Source organism: Rhizobium rhizoryzae, assembly GCF_011046895.1.
Taxonomy (GTDB): domain Bacteria; phylum Pseudomonadota; class Alphaproteobacteria; order Rhizobiales; family Rhizobiaceae; genus Neorhizobium; species Neorhizobium rhizoryzae.
In genome coordinates this window covers 357,270-372,885 of the sequence record NZ_CP049249.1, presented here as the reverse complement: position 1 = coordinate 372,885, position 15,616 = coordinate 357,270, and the positions used below count along the sequence as shown (strand labels likewise).

The 15,616-nt window shown below is 58.1% G+C and carries 14 protein-coding genes; 5 read left to right on the top strand and 9 right to left on the bottom strand.

Annotated features, from left to right (window positions below; genetic code table 11):
* Positions 1–33 precede the first annotated feature (33 nt).
* Positions 34–660, bottom strand: a complete 627-nt coding sequence (locus G6N80_RS02550) for an SGNH/GDSL hydrolase family protein (protein ID WP_165131047.1) — start codon at positions 658–660, stop codon at positions 34–36.
* An 8-nt stretch (positions 661–668) separates the two neighbouring features.
* Entirely contained in the window at positions 669–1,817 is a 1,149-nt protein-coding gene (locus G6N80_RS02545; RefSeq protein WP_062556665.1) for a mandelate racemase family protein, read from the bottom strand.
* A 372-nt stretch (positions 1,818–2,189) separates the two neighbouring features.
* On the opposite strand from G6N80_RS02545, the gene G6N80_RS02540 reads away from it, so the two are divergent.
* Positions 2,190–4,457: a TonB-dependent hemoglobin/transferrin/lactoferrin family receptor gene (locus G6N80_RS02540; RefSeq protein WP_343048683.1), complete on the top strand. Its 2,268-nt coding sequence runs from the start codon at positions 2,190–2,192 to the stop codon at positions 4,455–4,457.
* An 88-nt stretch (positions 4,458–4,545) separates the two neighbouring features.
* Here G6N80_RS02540 and G6N80_RS02535 read toward each other — a convergent pair whose 3' ends face one another.
* From G6N80_RS02535 to G6N80_RS02525, 3 genes are read right to left on the bottom strand one after another with little or no spacing between them, the layout of a single operon-like run.
* Complete coding sequence (locus G6N80_RS02535) at positions 4,546–5,328, bottom strand: heme ABC transporter ATP-binding protein (protein ID WP_165131045.1); 783 nt, start codon at positions 5,326–5,328, stop codon at positions 4,546–4,548.
* Positions 5,325–6,425 carry a FecCD family ABC transporter permease gene (locus tag G6N80_RS02530; protein ID WP_062556668.1) on the bottom strand — a complete coding sequence of 367 codons (1,101 nt, stop codon included), beginning with the start codon at positions 6,423–6,425 and terminating at the stop codon, positions 5,325–5,327. Before G6N80_RS02530 ends, G6N80_RS02535 begins: the two co-directional genes overlap by 4 nt.
* Positions 6,409–7,263: a heme/hemin ABC transporter substrate-binding protein gene (locus tag G6N80_RS02525; protein WP_246251384.1), complete on the bottom strand. Its 855-nt coding sequence runs from the start codon at positions 7,261–7,263 to the stop codon at positions 6,409–6,411. Before G6N80_RS02525 ends, G6N80_RS02530 begins: the two co-directional genes overlap by 17 nt.
* Positions 7,264–7,426: 163 nt before the next feature.
* On the opposite strand from G6N80_RS02525, the gene hmuQ reads away from it, so the two are divergent.
* Both hmuQ and hutX read left to right on the top strand, forming a co-directional pair.
* Positions 7,427–7,771 carry a heme-degrading protein HmuQ gene (hmuQ, locus tag G6N80_RS02520; protein WP_165131041.1) on the top strand — a complete coding sequence of 115 codons (345 nt, stop codon included), beginning with the start codon at positions 7,427–7,429 and terminating at the stop codon, positions 7,769–7,771.
* A complete protein-coding gene (gene hutX, locus G6N80_RS02515) occupies positions 7,768–8,289 on the top strand; it encodes a heme utilization cystosolic carrier protein HutX (protein ID WP_165131039.1) in 522 nt (173 codons plus the stop codon). The genes hmuQ and hutX overlap by 4 nt, the downstream gene beginning before the upstream one ends.
* An 88-nt stretch (positions 8,290–8,377) precedes the next feature.
* On the opposite strand, the gene paoC is transcribed toward hutX, so the two are convergent.
* Genes paoC through paoA form a run of 3 tightly spaced genes read right to left on the bottom strand, consistent with a single transcriptional unit; the run spans position 8,378 to position 12,169 of the window.
* Positions 8,378–10,582: an aldehyde oxidoreductase molybdenum-binding subunit PaoC gene (gene paoC / locus G6N80_RS02510; protein WP_165131037.1), complete on the bottom strand. Its 2,205-nt coding sequence runs from the start codon at positions 10,580–10,582 to the stop codon at positions 8,378–8,380.
* A gap of 4 nt (positions 10,583–10,586) precedes the next feature.
* The gene (locus tag G6N80_RS02505) at positions 10,587–11,537 is read right to left on the bottom strand and encodes an FAD binding domain-containing protein (RefSeq protein WP_062556673.1); all 951 of its coding nucleotides are present in this window, start codon (positions 11,535–11,537) and stop codon (positions 10,587–10,589) included.
* A complete protein-coding gene (gene paoA / locus G6N80_RS02500) occupies positions 11,534–12,169 on the bottom strand; it encodes an aldehyde dehydrogenase iron-sulfur subunit PaoA (RefSeq protein WP_062556674.1) in 636 nt (211 codons plus the stop codon). The genes G6N80_RS02505 and paoA overlap by 4 nt, the downstream gene beginning before the upstream one ends.
* A gap of 290 nt (positions 12,170–12,459) precedes the next feature.
* On the opposite strand from paoA, the gene G6N80_RS02495 reads away from it, so the two are divergent.
* Both G6N80_RS02495 and G6N80_RS02490 read left to right on the top strand, forming a co-directional pair.
* Complete coding sequence (locus G6N80_RS02495) at positions 12,460–13,374, top strand: 3-hydroxyacyl-CoA dehydrogenase NAD-binding domain-containing protein (protein WP_343048681.1); 915 nt, start codon at positions 12,460–12,462, stop codon at positions 13,372–13,374.
* A gap of 71 nt (positions 13,375–13,445) precedes the next feature.
* The gene (locus tag G6N80_RS02490; protein ID WP_062556676.1) at positions 13,446–14,213 is read left to right on the top strand and encodes a GntR family transcriptional regulator; all 768 of its coding nucleotides are present in this window, start codon (positions 13,446–13,448) and stop codon (positions 14,211–14,213) included.
* On the opposite strand, the gene G6N80_RS02485 is transcribed toward G6N80_RS02490, so the two are convergent.
* Positions 14,210–15,613, bottom strand: a complete 1,404-nt coding sequence (locus G6N80_RS02485) for an MmgE/PrpD family protein (RefSeq protein WP_165131033.1) — start codon at positions 15,611–15,613, stop codon at positions 14,210–14,212. The two genes, G6N80_RS02490 and G6N80_RS02485, sit on opposite strands and share 4 nt — an antisense overlap.
* Positions 15,614–15,616 lie beyond the last annotated feature (3 nt).

The window sequence follows — 15,616 nt, the reverse complement described above, 5'->3', positions numbered from 1 at the left end:
CGTCCACCCGTTCCTCCACGGGAAAGACAGCAGTTACAAAAGTGGCTGGACGACATCCGCCAGCGCCGCTCCCAGACATGCGGTAGACGGGCCATCCAGATGAACCCCGTCTGCAGCGGATGCTGAAATCACTGAACCCGCATCAAAGAAGCTCGCCCCGGTTTCCCGTGCCACCTGCTGGAGCAGGGGCATCAGGCGCTCGGACTCTGCGATGCTTCTGCCACCGGCGGGGACCCCACCCGGCCCCGCAACACAGGGCGGCGGTGAAACGATCAGCACCTTCGGCTTTGCCGTGCGCGGCTTGTAAGGAAACGTCTCGACGATCTCCACCAGCCTGCGCAGTCCCGAATAGGCTGCTTCTGCCCGCCCTCCATGAGCTGGCTTGATGTCGTTGGTACCCAGCATGATGATCACCAGATCCAGCGGCATATGGCTGGCAAGTGCCACTTGAAGCGCCTTGGCGCCATTGCGGCAGGCTGGACCCGCGTGGTCATCGTAGCAGGTAGTGCGTCCGCCAAGTCCTTCGGTGACGACCTCAACTCCGGCGCCGAGCTTGGATTGCAGCACGTTCGGCCAGCGGAATTCCGGGGGATGGCGCAAACCACTGACGGGATCTGCACCCCAGGTCAGGCTATCACCAAAGGCCAGGATTGTTTTCATGGCCAACCTCAGCGAACGCGATTGTTGGCGATAAAATCGAAATCGATGTCCTCACCCAGGCCCGGACGATCGGGAACGTGAACGAAGCCGTCGCTGTCCATCGGGTCAGAGAGTGATTTCAGGTAATCGTGCCCGTCATCATATTCGAGGAAGGGATGCAGCAGACCGCGCTCATACCAGCGGCAGTTCTTGGATGCCGCAACGACATGCAGGTTCATGGCAGTATTTCCATGCACCTCGCATTCCATACCGAAGCACTCTGCCATACGCATCGTTTTCAATGCAGGTGTAATTCCGCCGACATCGTTGACGCCGGTCCGCAGGATATCGCAGGCGCCAGCTTTCACCCATTCGGCACGATGCCAATGCTTTCCGGCCGCACTCTCGGGCCCGACAACGGGAATATCCAGATTGTCCGCAAGCCATTTGTAGGAGGAGAGCGACTGCTCATCCATAGGCTCCTCGATCCAGTCGAAACCAAGCTTTTCCAGGCCGCGACCAAGTTCGAGGGCGTCTGTTCGCGAATACCAGTGGAAGGCATCGATCATCAACCGGATATCCGGACCGACAGCTTCACGCACAGCGGCGCAGGCCTTGAGGTCCATCTTGACATCCGGAGCCCAACTGACCGGAGGCATCCATGTATGCAGCTTGATGCCCTTGTAACCGCGCTTGACGAGGGTTTCCGCGAAACGTCCGTAGTCTTCCGGCGTCGCAAGACCACCTTCCAGTTCATCGCCGCACATGATCGATCCGTAGGCGAGGACCTTGTCACGATAGGCGCCGATCAACTTGTATACAGGTGTGTTCAGCGCGCGGCCTGCGAGATCCCAAAGTGCACAATCGACGACAGCCAGCGTCCGATCCGTGAGCTGCGCGGCAGAACCACGTTGCCAGTGGGCCAGTTCCTGCCACAGCTTTTCTCGATCCCTGTAATCCTGTCCGATCAGAACCTTCTTGACGAACTTGTCGATGACATGCGGACGAACGATTTCCGGCGCAGTGAAGGAATGACCCTCCTGCCCGTCTTCAGTTCGTATGGTCAAAATCGCCTGCTCGACTTGATGCGGCGGACCGGGATGCGCATGACCGGCGCTATCTGAGTGGCGGCGCGTCGTGGTGCGGAACACCTGCGCGGAGACTTCGGTGATAATCATAAGCTACCTGCAGTGAGTGGAGAGCTTCTCCATCGTTGTCATGCAAGATTTAGCGGAATATCGCGCAACTTGTCAAATAGGTTATTTCGATATGTCATACAGATTTCTGTTGATCCCGCTGATGCACCCAACCCTGGGCCAGTCGGGAGCGTCGCTCACACGAGATCGACGCCGTCACCCGGAAACCGTTTGCAGCAATCGTCATGCTTCGGTGATGAACCTTCTCCGAGAGACAAATAACTTGACAATCATATTCATGTTTTTTATTCGACGAGAATAAGGCGGCGGATAGCTGCCCGAATTTCTCGACATCGACGTGCCATTCGCGCGGCCGCTTTTGCGTGCGCGCTCCCTATTGCTGTGAAGAGGTTTATGATGCTTACCCGCTCCGCCCACCACCTGCTCGCGTGCACCAGCGTTATCACCGTGAGCCTCATGACGGCTGCGTTCGCCCAGGACATTCCTGCCGCGGAAACGGTGCTGGACCGCGTCAGTGTGAAGGGCGATCGGCGGGCAGTTCCGAAAGGCAGCGCCACCGATACGCCGCTGACCAGCGAGGTGAAGCGTGATGCGCTCGACGCCAGGCAGATCACCAGCCTTTCCGATCTGGGGCGTGTCGCCGAACCCGGTGTCAATTTCAATCGTACGACGGGCGCTGTAAACATTCGTGGCCTGGAAGGAAGTCGGGTACTGACCACAATCGACGGCATTCCACTGCCTTACCTGAGCGATGTCACGCGTGGCCTGACTGGTGGCGGCGCAAGTGGCGGGAGTGACACTGTGAATTTCAGCGCTCTGTCTGCGGTCGATGTCATGAAGGGAGCGGATTCCAGCCGTGCCGGAGGTGGTGCGCTTGGTGGCGTTCTCGCCTATCGCACGCTTGAACCGGAAGATCTGATTGGTGAAGGTCGCAATTGGGGTGGGCTTGCCAAGACAACCTACGACAGTTCGGACAAGAGTTGGCAGGGTGCAGCGGCCATCGCAGGCCGCATGGGCGGCACCTCTGCCCTGTTTCAGGGAAGCTACCGCAAGGGGAATGAAACGAAAACGACGGGCAATGTAGATGACTATGGTGCCACGCGGACGCAGGCCAATCCGTCTGATTTCAGTGAAAACAACCTCCTCTTCAAACTGCGTCAGGAAATGTCCGATGGACATACGATTGGATTGACCCTGGAGCGCTACCGTAAGGACCGCGACACCGACATGCGCACTTTGCAGGCGGTGAACGGTAATTACCGCCCCGGCAACTATGATGCGCAGAAAGACAATGATCGCGACCGCGCTTCAATCGACTACAAGTTCGAGAGCGAAAGCGATGACAGCTTCGTCGACACAGCTTGGGCATCGCTCTACTATCAGAAGCTAGGCATCATGGATGGGTATAGGGGCTATCGCTCCACCAGCATCATTGGTGCCATTGGGCGCGAGAATACGACGGATCAGAAAGAGTTTGGCCTGATCGGGGCCGCTCAAAAGAGCCTCGATCTGGGTGGCTTTGAGCACCGCTTCACATTCGGCTTCGATCTGGCTCGCCTGACAAGCGAACAATATTCGGCAGGTTATGACGCATGCCCGGCAAAGCCAGCCAGTGGCGTCTATACGGGCGCTGCCACCGCCTGCAACAACCTGCACACCAACCAGGCTGATACTCCCAAGGTGGACGGTCATCGTATCGGCTTTTACATCGACGATGAAATCGTGCTGGGGCAATCCGGTTTCCGCCTGACACCGGGTGTACGCTTCGATTGGGTGAGCTACGAACCGCAGATGACGGCAGCCTTTGCTCGCAATGCGTCCAAGCCGTCCCTCCCCGGCTCCTTCGATGACACGGCCATCTCCCCGAAACTCAGGCTCTCCTACGATCTGGCGCCTGCCACAGAACTCTATGCGCAATGGGCCATGGGGTTCCGGGCGCCGACCGCCGGTGAGCTTTACAGCCGCTTCGGCGCATCAGGCACCTATCTTCGTCTTGGTAATGCCTCACTGGAATCCGAAACCAGCCAGGGCTTCGAACTCGGGGCGAACCTGGGCGATGACCGGCTCGGCGGGCGGCTGAGCCTCTTCTACAACCGCTACCAGAACTTCATCGATAGCCGGAGTCTCACGGCTGCAGAGGCTTCCGTGCTTGGCTATTCCCTGTCCGACTATCGCCAAGGCGGAATCACCCAGTACCGCAACATCTCGGACGCGGAAATCTACGGCCTCGAAATGTCCGGCCAGAAGAAATTCGACAATGGCTTCCGCATTGGTGCAAGCCTGGCTGCTTTGGGAAGCAAGGATCTGGACAACAACACGTTCATCCGCTCCGTGGCCCCTATGAAGGCGGTGGCAAGCTTGGGTTACGACACCACCACATGGGGCGTCGGTGTCGACCTGATTGGCGTTGGCGCATCCCGCGATGACGATGGTAAGGGCGGAACCTACTTCCCGACGAATGGCTATGGCCTTGTAGATCTGACAGCCTGGTGGGAGCCGGAACAGACAAAGGGACTGCGCATCAATGCCGGTGTCTACAATGTGTTCGACAAGACCTATTACGACTACGCATCGGTGCGCAGCAATGCCAACACGCAGGCCCGCGAATTCTATTCAGAACCCGGTCGCAGCTTCAAGATATCGCTGACGCAGCGCTTCTAAACAGCAAGTGGGGCGCGGCTCGAAAGGGAGCCGCGCCCTGCTCTTTCGTAATGTCTCCGAATGCCCGAAAAGACAGTTGTTCACCGGTTCAGCGATATCGCGCCTGGGGCAGAATAAATGGCACGTCGGCACTTGGCAGTCGCCCAACAACCCCCGACATCCCATAGACCGGCGCAATAACCTCATCCGTCAATGTGGCCGAACGATCGCCAAGCGAAACAAGCCTTCCCCTATCCAGGACAGCGACTTGATCGGCGAACTCAGCCACGAGATTGAGATCGTGCAGGATGGCCATTACGATGCCACCGTCATGGGCAAAACGACGGGCGATTTCCAGCACGCTGATCTGATGGCGCAGATCAAGGCTGGAGGTCGGTTCATCCAGAAACAGTGCTCTGGGCTCACCCTGCCAGATGGTTGAGGGAAGTTGGGCCAGAGTGCGCGCAAACTGCACGCGCTGCTGTTCGCCACCGGAAAGTGTCGGGTAGAGACGATGCTGGAAACCTGCGAGACCAACCTTCATCAAGGCCTTTTCCGCTTCGCGATCAGGCTCCATGGCTCCACAGGCGACTGCGCCCATCCGGACGATTTCCAGCACCGTGAATGGAAATGAAATATCGAGGGATTGCGGCAACACGGCCCTTCGCTGCGCCAGAGCCCGAGGATCCAGCTTTGCAAGGTCTTCGGTCCCGTATCGGATCGCGCCTCTGGAGACGGGTATTTCGCCCGTAATCGCCTTCAGGAGAGTGGATTTGCCTGCACCGTTGGGACCAATGACAGCGGTGAAGCTTCCATGCGGAAGATCCAGTGTGATGTCGTGCAGAAGACAGCGCGAAGCGCGCTCGACAGACAAAGCTTGAACCGTGATCATAGGACAGACCCCGAGCCGCGTCGCGCCAGCAACAGCATAAGGAAGACAGGAGCTCCGAACAGAGCCGTGATGATGCCAAGCGGTAATTCCGCGGGTGCGACGACAGTACGGGCAACGCTATCGGCAACCAGAAGAAGGACAGCGCCACCAAGCGCGGATGCTGGCAGAAGAAAGCGGTGCGACGGCCCGATGATCATTCGCAGAAGATGCGGGACAATGATCCCCACGAAGCCGATGGAACCGGCCACCGCAACCGTCGCACCACAGGCAGCGGCAACGGCTAGAACGATAAGTCGCTTCAGCCTTTGCACACGGATCCCCATGTGAAACGCGGCTGCATCCCCCAGAACCAGCGCATCGAGCCCGCGCGCAACTGACGGCGTGATGGCGACGACCATGAAGACAAAGGGCAGAACAGAGAGAACGCGCGCCCATGACGCTCCACTGAGCGAGCCGAGGGACCAGAACGTTATGTCGCGCAGTTGTCGATCGTCTGCGACGAAAATCAGCACCCCCATGAGCGCGGCGCTAATGGCGCCGACAGCTATCCCGGAAAGAATGAGTGTCGCCGTCTGGGTCTGGCCGCCGCTGGTGGCGATCCGATAGAGCAGCCAGGTGTTCAGCAACCCGCCGAGGAATGCCATGAACGGTAGAAAATGGCTGCCGAGAGCGCTTGATATCGCAAGCAGCGGCCCTCCTCCGAGTACGATACCCATCACGGCAAAGAGAGCTGCACCCGACGTAACCCCGACGACGCCGGGATCCGCAAGAGGATTGCGGAACAAGCCCTGCATCATGGCGCCGGATACGGCAAGACCTGCGCCAACCAGCATCGCAAGGGCGGTTCGCGGCAGACGGACGGCTTCCAGCACGACGCGCTCCTGCAATGCAAGAGAAGAACCCTGCCCGTTCACATATTGCCAGACATGCCAGAGATTGACACCCGTGGCGCCGACTGCGAGCGAAAGTGCTATGGCTGCAAGCAGCAGGATCGTCAGGCCGACCAGCGTAAAGAAGCCAAGGCGAGACCGATCGCCTGTCTCCTGAAGCTTCAGAAGCCGCAGCGCCGCTTCAACCACTTTACTGGCTCCCACCATACAGTTTCGCGGCCAGCAGGCGAACCGCATCGGGTGTGCGTGGACCAAACCCCGTCAACAATAACCCGTCCATGCCAAGAAGAGCACGTGCCTCTCCGGCGGGCGTCGACTTGAAGGCAGGCAATTCAAATACTTGTTCGGGGGTGAAACGATGATTTCCGGTCTCCATGACCAACACGAAGTCAGGCTTGGCGGCAATGATCGCCTCATCTGTCATCGGCTTGTAGCCCGAAACCTGCTCGGCGGCATTGATGCCGCCTGCCATGCGGATGAGTTCGGCGGGCTCCGTATCTTTACCGCCCACCATCACACGTCCGTTCGCGAGCGACAGTACGAACAGGACACGCTTTTTTGCAGCGGTGCGATTGGCGTTTTCGGCAATCGCAGCATATAACTGCGAGCCTACCCTGTCAGCGATGGCGGATGCCTGAGTGTCTAAGCCGACCGCGGCACCAACATCTCGGATCTTCTGCGAAACCGACTGCGCGTTCGGCTTTGACGCGATTGTAACGACTGGAAGGCCGCTTGCGCGGAGAACGGAAATGGCATCCGGCGGGCCTGAACCCTCCTGCAACAGGATAAGGTCCGGGTTCTGCCCGATAATTCCTTCCGGAGACAGGGCCCGCATATAGCCCACATCCGCCTTTTCTCTCGCTTGCGGCGGATGGATGCTGGTGGCATCAACGGCGATGATCCGCTCCTGCGCATTCAGCGCATAAAGGATTTCCGTGACCGTGCCTCCAACGGAAACGATCCGCTTTGCCTCCGGAAATGATTTTTTCTCTTGCGCGCCTGCAGCGGTCATATTCAAGCTGGCCAGGACTGCAAAGAGAGCCAACAATAATCTGCTGATGCGCGGGTGAAGCACGATCATCCTCCGGGTGCGGATTGCTACTTAGAGTCACGCTTAAACATGACTGTTAAAATCCACTATTAGGACTTCCCAGGCGTCGTGGCAACATATATCTTGACTGCAATACACCACTTAAAAGGGACCGAGAATGTATATCGCCATGAACCGTTTCCGTGTCGTGACCGGCTTTGAAGAAGCCTTCGAAGAGATCTGGCGCACGCGTGAACGGCATCTCTCAACCATGCCCGGCTATATGGAATTTCATATGCTGAAGGGCGCCAGCCAAGAAGATCACACGCTCTATGTGTCCCATACGGTTTGGGAAACTGCGGAGCATTTCACTGCCTGGACCAAATCCGAGCAATTCAGGGCGGCCCATGCGCGTGCGGGTCAGAACCGAGGCAAGGTGGAATATCTGTCCGGTCCGCACTTCGAGGGCTTTGAGGTTATTATTCATGAGGACCGCAGCGGCAAAAGCGCGGAGGCTGCATGAGCGCCAATACTCTTGTTGATGAGGAAAGGTTAGCGCGGGCACGTGCCGCGCTTGCCGAGAAACCGGATGGTGTTATTGAAGCGCTGGCCGATCAGGCAGGCGTCAGCCCTGCAGATGTCCTCGCAGTCCTTCCCGCTGGTTCGGTGATCCGGCTACCGGCAGCAGAGTTCGGCGCTGTCTGGTCAGACCTTGCCTCTTGGGGCGATGTTCTTTTCATCGTCCACACGTCCGATATCGTTCTGGAAGTTGACGGTCCCTTGCCACAAGGTAGCGAAAGCCATGGCTGGTTCAACATTCACGGCGATAGCCCGATTGGTGGACATATCCGCAAGGCCAACTGCTCCGGCATCGCTTTGGTGGATCGACCTTTCCATGGGCGTCGTTCGTGTTCCGTCTGGTTCATGAACGACCAGGGGCGCGCCATGTTCAAAGTGTTCGTGCCACGCGATGAGGCGCGTGAATTGCGGGAACCACAACTCAAAAAATTTGAAGCCCTGTTCGAGCAAAAACGAAGCTGACAGTTGTGTCGGGTGGACACCCGAGATCGTGAAAGATCAGCACAGACAATGGCCCGGTCCCAAGATAGGCCGGGCCATTGTCTCTAAGTCATGCCACCTCAGGCAATTGGTGCAACATCTTGTCGAGCGTCAGCGGATAATGGCGCAACCGTACGCCTGTCGCATTATAGATGGCGTTTGCAATCGCTGCAGACACGCCGCAAAGACCGAGCTCGCCCACACCCTTCGCCTTCATGGGTGACGAATAGGGATCGGCCTCCTCCATGAAGATGACTTCCTGATGCGGAATATCGGCGTGAACCGGCACCTCGTAGCCTGCCAGATCGTGGTTGACGAAGAAGCCGCGACGCTCGTCGACAGCAAGCTCTTCCGTCAGCGCGCCACCCACACCCATCGTCATGGCACCAATAACCTGGCTCCGGGCAGTGACCGGATTGAGAATGCGGCCAGCCGCACAGACGGCCAGCATGCGGCGAATGCGGGTTTCACCGGTAAACCTGTCGACGCCGACTTCGACAAAGTGCGCACCGAAGGTCGATTGCTGATGGGTCTCCGAGAGATCGCCCCATTCAACCCCGTCCTCGCCGTTCAGACCCTCGGGACCAACCGCATCAGCCAAAGGCACAGCGCGGTTTCCGAGTCGCACCTGGCCATCCTCGAACACGGCATCTGCCGAATTGAAGCCGAGCTTGGCAGCGATTGCTTCGCGCAACTTCACGCAAGCGGCATAAACGCCGGAGGTCGAACAGTTCGCACCGAACTGCCCACCTGAACCAGCAGATACCGGGAAACGGCTGTCGCCCAGATGCACAGCCACGCGGTTGATCGGAAGCCCGAGCATTTCCGCTGCGGTTTGCGCTATGATCGTATAGCTGCCCGTGCCGATGTCCGTCATGTCTGTCTCGACCGTCAGGATACCACTCTGATCGAGCCGAACACGTGCAGCAGATGGAAGCAGCAGGTTGTTCCTGAAGGCGGCAGCAACACCCATGCCGATCAGCACGTTGCCCTCCGTGCGAGACCCAGGCTTGCCGCGATTTTGCCAACCGAAGCGCTCAGCGCCGAGATCGAGACATCCATTGAGATTGCGCTGCGTGAACGGACGCTCTCGATTTTCCGGGTCCACCTGGGTGTCGTTCAGCTTTCGGAAAGCAACGGGATCCATGCCGAGCTTTTCGGCCATTTCATCCATTGCGATCTCAAGGGCCATCAATCCCGGCGCTTCACCAGGCGCACGCATGGCATTGCCTTCCGCCAGGTTCAGGGTGGCAAGCCGCATGGCCGTCATTCTGTTTTCGCCAGCGTAAAGCAGACGTGTCTGCATAACTGCTGCTTCCGGCTGACCACCAGCGAGGTCGCCTGACCAGCTTTCATGACCGATGGCGGAAATCTTGCCGTCTTTGGACGCCCCGATGCGGATGCGCTGTATGGTGGCCGGACGATGCGTGGTATTGTTGGCCATCAAGGGACGCGGCAACGCCACCTTGACCGGACGTCCGATTGCCTTGGCCGCGAAGGCTGCAAGAACTGCATCAGCGCGCAAGAAAAGTTTGCCACCGAAACCGCCGCCGATGAAAGGCGACATGAGCGTGATCTTTTCCTTGTCTATGCCAAGTGTTGTAGCCAGATCACCGCGCCACCAGTCGATCATCTGGCTGGAGGTCCAGAGCGTCAACTCGTCGCCGTCCCAGGCAGCAAGCGAAGCGTGCGGCTCCATCATCGAGTGGGACTGGTCGGGCGTCGAATACTCTTCGTCAAGCGTTACTTCCGCCGAACGGAAGGCACCGGCGAAATCACCAACGGATGTATCCGGTTCGGAACCACCCGCATCTTTCGGCTTCACGGCTGATGGCTTGGCCTCTTTGAGCGAGAAACATCCGGCTTCTTCAGCATATTCGATCTTCAACAGCGCGGCTGCGTCTCTGGCCTGTTCGAATGTTTCCGCCACCACCACTGCGACCGCCTGATGGTAGTGCTGGATTTCGCTGCCGCCGAACAGTTTGGCCGTATTGAATTTTCCCTTTTCGCGATCACCGACATCAAGGCTCGTCACCACTTTGAGAACGCCCGGCGCCCGCTGAGCCGCCTCACTATCGATGGCAAGGATATGCCCCTTGGCGATGGCGGATCCGACAGGGTACCCGTAGGCATATAGTCCGGCAGGGTCATGCCATTCATAGGCATACTTCGCCTGACCACTGACCTTCAGCTCACCGTCAATACGGCGGATCGGCTGACCAACGACCTTCATCCGGTCGATCGGGTTCATTTCGGCTGGTTTCTCGAATTTCATCTGTTCAGCCCTTTGCTTCAGCCAGGGCTGCGCCCAGCGTACGTTCGACAAGGTCGAGCTTGTAACGGTTCTGCTCGGTTGGTCGCGCATCGGCCAATGCCGCTCTGGCCGCCTCTCTGGCACCTGCTTTCAGCCGTGCATCAGCCTCATCGACACGCCATGGCTTGTGCGCCACGCCGCCAATCGCAAAGCGGCCTGTTCCATCCGGCTGGACGACCGCCGCGACCGATACCAGCGCAAAGGCGTAGGACGCGCGATCGCGAACTTTACGATAGACGTGTTTTCCACCAATCGGCGCGGGCAAGGTAACCGCTGTTATGAATTCACCGCGCTCGAGATTTGTTTCGATGTGCGGCGTGTCACCCGGTAGCCGATGAAAATCGGCAATCGGTATCGACCTGCGGGTGCCGTCACCTTTAACTGTTTCAACCTTTGCATCCAACGCCCGCATCGCTATTGCCATGTCGCTCGGATGCGTTGCAATACAGGCCTCACTCGTCCCAACGACTGCATGCTGCCGTGAGAAGCCGCCAATGGCGGAACAGCCACTACCTGGTTGCCGCTTGTTGCACGGCTGGTTCGTATCGTAAAAGTAAGGACAGCGTGTGCGTTGGAGAAGGTTGCCGGCCGTCGTTGCCTTGTTGCGCAATTGACCGGAAGCACCTGCGACAAGCGCTCGGCTTAGAACCGAGTAATCACGCCTGACGCGCTCATCGGCTGCGAGTGCCGTATTGCGCACCATTGCGCCGACGCGCAAACCGCCGTCATCCGTCGGTTCGATCTTGTCGAGGCCGACGTGGTTAATGTCGATGAGATGCAGGGGCGTTTCGATCTGAAGTTTCATCAGATCGAGGAGGTTCGTGCCACCTGCGATGAACCGCGCGTCCGGGTTCGAAGCGGCCATCGACGCAGCCTGTTCCACCGAAGTCGCCCGCTCGTAAGTAAAGGCTTTCATGCGCGGCTCCCTGCGACGTCTGTGATCGCTTCAACGATGTTCGAATAGGCGCCGCATCGACAGATATTGCCGCTCATTCGCTCCCGGATCTCTTCTGGCGTCGCAGTCACCTTGGCTTGCATATCCTTGGTGACATGGCTTGGGATGTTAGCCTTGATCTCTTCAAGAACCGCCACCGAGGAACAGATCTGCCCCGGTGTGCAATAACCGCACTGGAAGCCGTCATGCTTCACGAAAGCAGTCTGCATGGGGTGCAGAGCGCCTGGCTGGCCAAGACCTTCGATTGTGGTGATCTCGTCACCCTCATGCATCACGGCGAGCGAGAGACAGGAATTGATACGCTGTCCATCGACCAGAACAGTGCACGCACCGCACTGGCCGTGATCGCAGCCCTTCTTCGTACCCGTTAAATGCAGGTGCTCGCGCAGAGCATCCAGCAGCGTGGTACGGTTGTCGAGTTCCAGCTTCTCGGCTTTTCCGTTAACGGTGAAAGAAACGGTGGTAGATGATTTCATTTTGGTTTCCGCAGGCTGTGCCGCCCCAACACCGGCGACTCCGGTCGCCGCGATTGTTGCGGCCGATGTTTTAAGTAGGTCGCGTCTCGAAACTTCAAGATGAACCTTTCCTGGCATGTGGGTCTCCCATTGCCGATTTCGCGGATCCAGACACAGGACCCGCCAGATACGTGGCTCATTTGGAACCGCCGTCGACAACGGTTAGACCAGCTCTGCTCAAACTAATGTGAAGCAACCTTTTGGCTGGTTCCTGATTTTCGCGCGACCCGCCTGGCGAGGCTCCTCCGCGCGTTTTAAAGGTATAAAAGACATAACGTTATAATCTTTGGATTGACGTATTCCGCTCCGTTGTGACACAGTCCGCCAATCAAACTTGCGCTCGGCAAAGCATTGGGATGGCTCGGTCTGTGAAAGATTCAGTAGCGGTAATTGGAGGCGGGCTAATTGGCATCAGCTGGTCGGCTCTGTTCGTGGCCTACGGTTGGAATGTGCTTCTGTTTGAGCCAATGGCAGATGCACGGGGTTCTATTCCCTCGCGCGTGGATGAACTGAGAAAGCAGGTCACGGCCTTGTCTCCGGACCTTGTCGACTCTGGTTCTTTGACATGCACACAGACTCTCGCTGAGGCGCTGGAAGGCTGCGTTTGGATCCAGGAGAACGCGCCGGAGAAGGTTCCGCTGAAACGCAAGCTTTATGCAGACATTGAAGCGACCGCTCCCCGGGATGTCACCATCGCATCCAGCACGTCATCCCTCGTCTGGTCGGATCTGAGTGCCGAGATGGCCAATCCTTCAAGGCTCATTACCGCACATCCGTTCAATCCACCACATCTGATGCCACTCGTAGAATTGTTTGGCATCGACAGTGAACGACTGGACGCGGCCGCCGACTTTTATCGCTCCGTCGGTCGCCATCCCGTCAGGATGAAGCGGGAAGCTGTCGGGCACATCGCCAATCGCCTCTCCTCCGCTCTGTGGCGCGAGGCTGTCAACATGGTATCAAAAGGCATTGCCGACGTTTCAGATATCGATGAGGCACTTGTCTATGGCCCAGGGCTCAGATGGTCCGTCATCGGTGCGCATATGGCCTATCATCTGGGCGGCGGCCCGGGCGGAATAACACACTATCTCGCGCATCTCGGCCCCAGCCAGGAAAAGCGCTGGCAGGACCTCGGCTCACCCAGTCTCGACACGGCAACGCGGCAAAAATTGGTGAATGGAATTGAACTGGAGGCACGTGGCAGATCAATTGCTGATCTTGAAGTGCAAAGAGACGAGGCGCTTATCTCCGTACAACGCGCCTTGCAAGGCAAGCGGCTGTGAGTGCATTCTTTACGAAGACCGAAATTCTCGCTCCAATACTCAAACTCTATTCTTACTGGACCGCTTTCTAGATGGCTGAAATCCATTCGCCAACGCCGCTCTACCATCGCATCTATGCCGTCATGCGTGAGCGGATCATCAAGGGCTATTATCCCAGTGATGTTGCAGTCCCGAGCGAGGCGGAACTCTCCGAGAGTTTTTCGGTCAGTCGCATCACAATCCGCAAGGCGATGGAAATGTTGACGGCTGAAGGGCTGGTCACGCGCACGCGCGGACGCGGCACCTTCGTCAACGACCGCACGAAAGAAAACAAGCTCAACCGTGCCGTGGTGTCGAACATCAATGGTCTGTTCAGCTATCTCAATGCGGTCGGCCAGAGCACGCGGCTGAAGGTTATCAGCCTTGATCTGGGCGAGGCCCCGCCGCGGATCTGCGCGCAAATGGGTGTTTCGCCAACAACCCCGCTGGTTCGAGCGGTGCGTGTCCGCTTCCTCGACAAGCGACCCTATTCCCTGTCCATCGCCTATCTTCTGCCCGAAATCGGCCAGACGCTGAAGCGTCAAGATCTGGCGACCACCAACATGATCGATCTCGTGCAAGAGGCGGGCGCGACAGTCGAGCAGGTCGAGCAGACATTGACTGCGACCCTTGCCGACGATTACGCTGCCAAGCATCTGGAAATTCCTGTCGGCGCACCGTTGATGCTCGTCAACCGGTTGTTCTTCAATGCAGATCTGAAACCGTTCTACGTCGCCGAAATCTTCTATTGCGCAGACCGGTATGAGTATCGCGTGTCTCTCAAAAGAGAGGACGGCAAGGATTTTTCGTTAGGGAATTAGAGGCGGAAAGGGCGACGCATCAGTGCGCCCAAACGTGTCGCCAAGGCATCAGGTACTTCGGTTACAACCTGGTCCACAAGGTCGCGAAGCTCATCGAAGGCATCCTGCGGCCAGACGGCTTCGATCAGTCGCAGGGCCTTCTGGTCTACCTCTACCCTGCTCAGTCGGCGCGCGCCATCGCCCCTTGGCACGAGCACCTGTTCGCTCGCCTGGGTGCCATCATTCCACCAAATCGTAACGCGTGAGGGGCGGTTTTGCGGATATAGGGCATCGAAACCTGGGTCGGCTTCAATGCGGATCTTCTTCGCCATAGATTGGATGTCCGGATCGCTCAAAACGCTTGTCCCAAACGCATCATGCCGGACCACTCCACATGTGAGAGCGATGGCGGCCGCGTGACGGAAGCTGAACCGCGCCGCCAGATCATTGCTCGGAGCTGATGAATCGTACTGCAGCGCAGTCGAATAGACGTCTATCCGCACATCGGTAATATCTGCGAGCGGGCGACTTTCCACCTTTGCTCGAAGCGCTTCGAAACAGTCCAGCATCGGCCCGAGATGAGCACAGACAGGATGCCACTTGAGATAGGCTTGCTCAATCTCGTAAGTCGACCATTGTCCATCCCTGCCGATTCCGGACGTGAGAAGATGGAGATCGAAACACTCGCCAGCACGCGGTCCAAAGAACCGTTCGAGGGTTCGCTCCGATGGCTTCAGGCCTGCCAAACTGCTTCGAGCAGCAACGATGCCGTTTTGAACGCCCAGTCCAACGAAGAGATGATGGCCGGTCGCGCCTTCCATGCACGTATCGCGGAAGGGAAACAGCGCAACGGCAGCGGCGTTGCCTATCGCAGCTTCGAGGACATCGACACGGACGCTCTCGTCTTCGCCCTGCGTGAGAAGACACGCTGCCGCAACAGCTGCGCCGATGCAGCCAAATGTACCCGTGTCATGCAGCAGGGGCTGCATTCCGCCTAGCGAGGCGCCTATTCTGGCGCAAACCTCGTAGCCAGCAACCACAGCGTCAAACATCGCTTGCCCGCTGGCTCCGGTTTCTTCTGCAATCGCCAGTGCCGCTGGCAACACATGGCTCATGGGATGACCGCGCGCTCTGCGATGCCCATCCTGAAGCTGCAGAACGGTCATCGCAGCGCCATTCAGAAAGCCTGCGACAGCCGCCGGAACCGTTTCCGGCATCCCGACAACAGAGGCTTTGCCCTGCCCATCGCTCGCTGAAAATGCACGGCGCGTTCGCATCAGTTCCGGGTGTGCTGCACCCGCAGCCATGACCGCCAAAGTATCGAGAACGTAGTCGCGATAGGTCGCACGGACCTCCAGCGGCAGAGATTTGAAGCGGGTCGCTGCCGCAGCAGAAGCGAGAGCTGTGGCAGCGTCGTCCATATC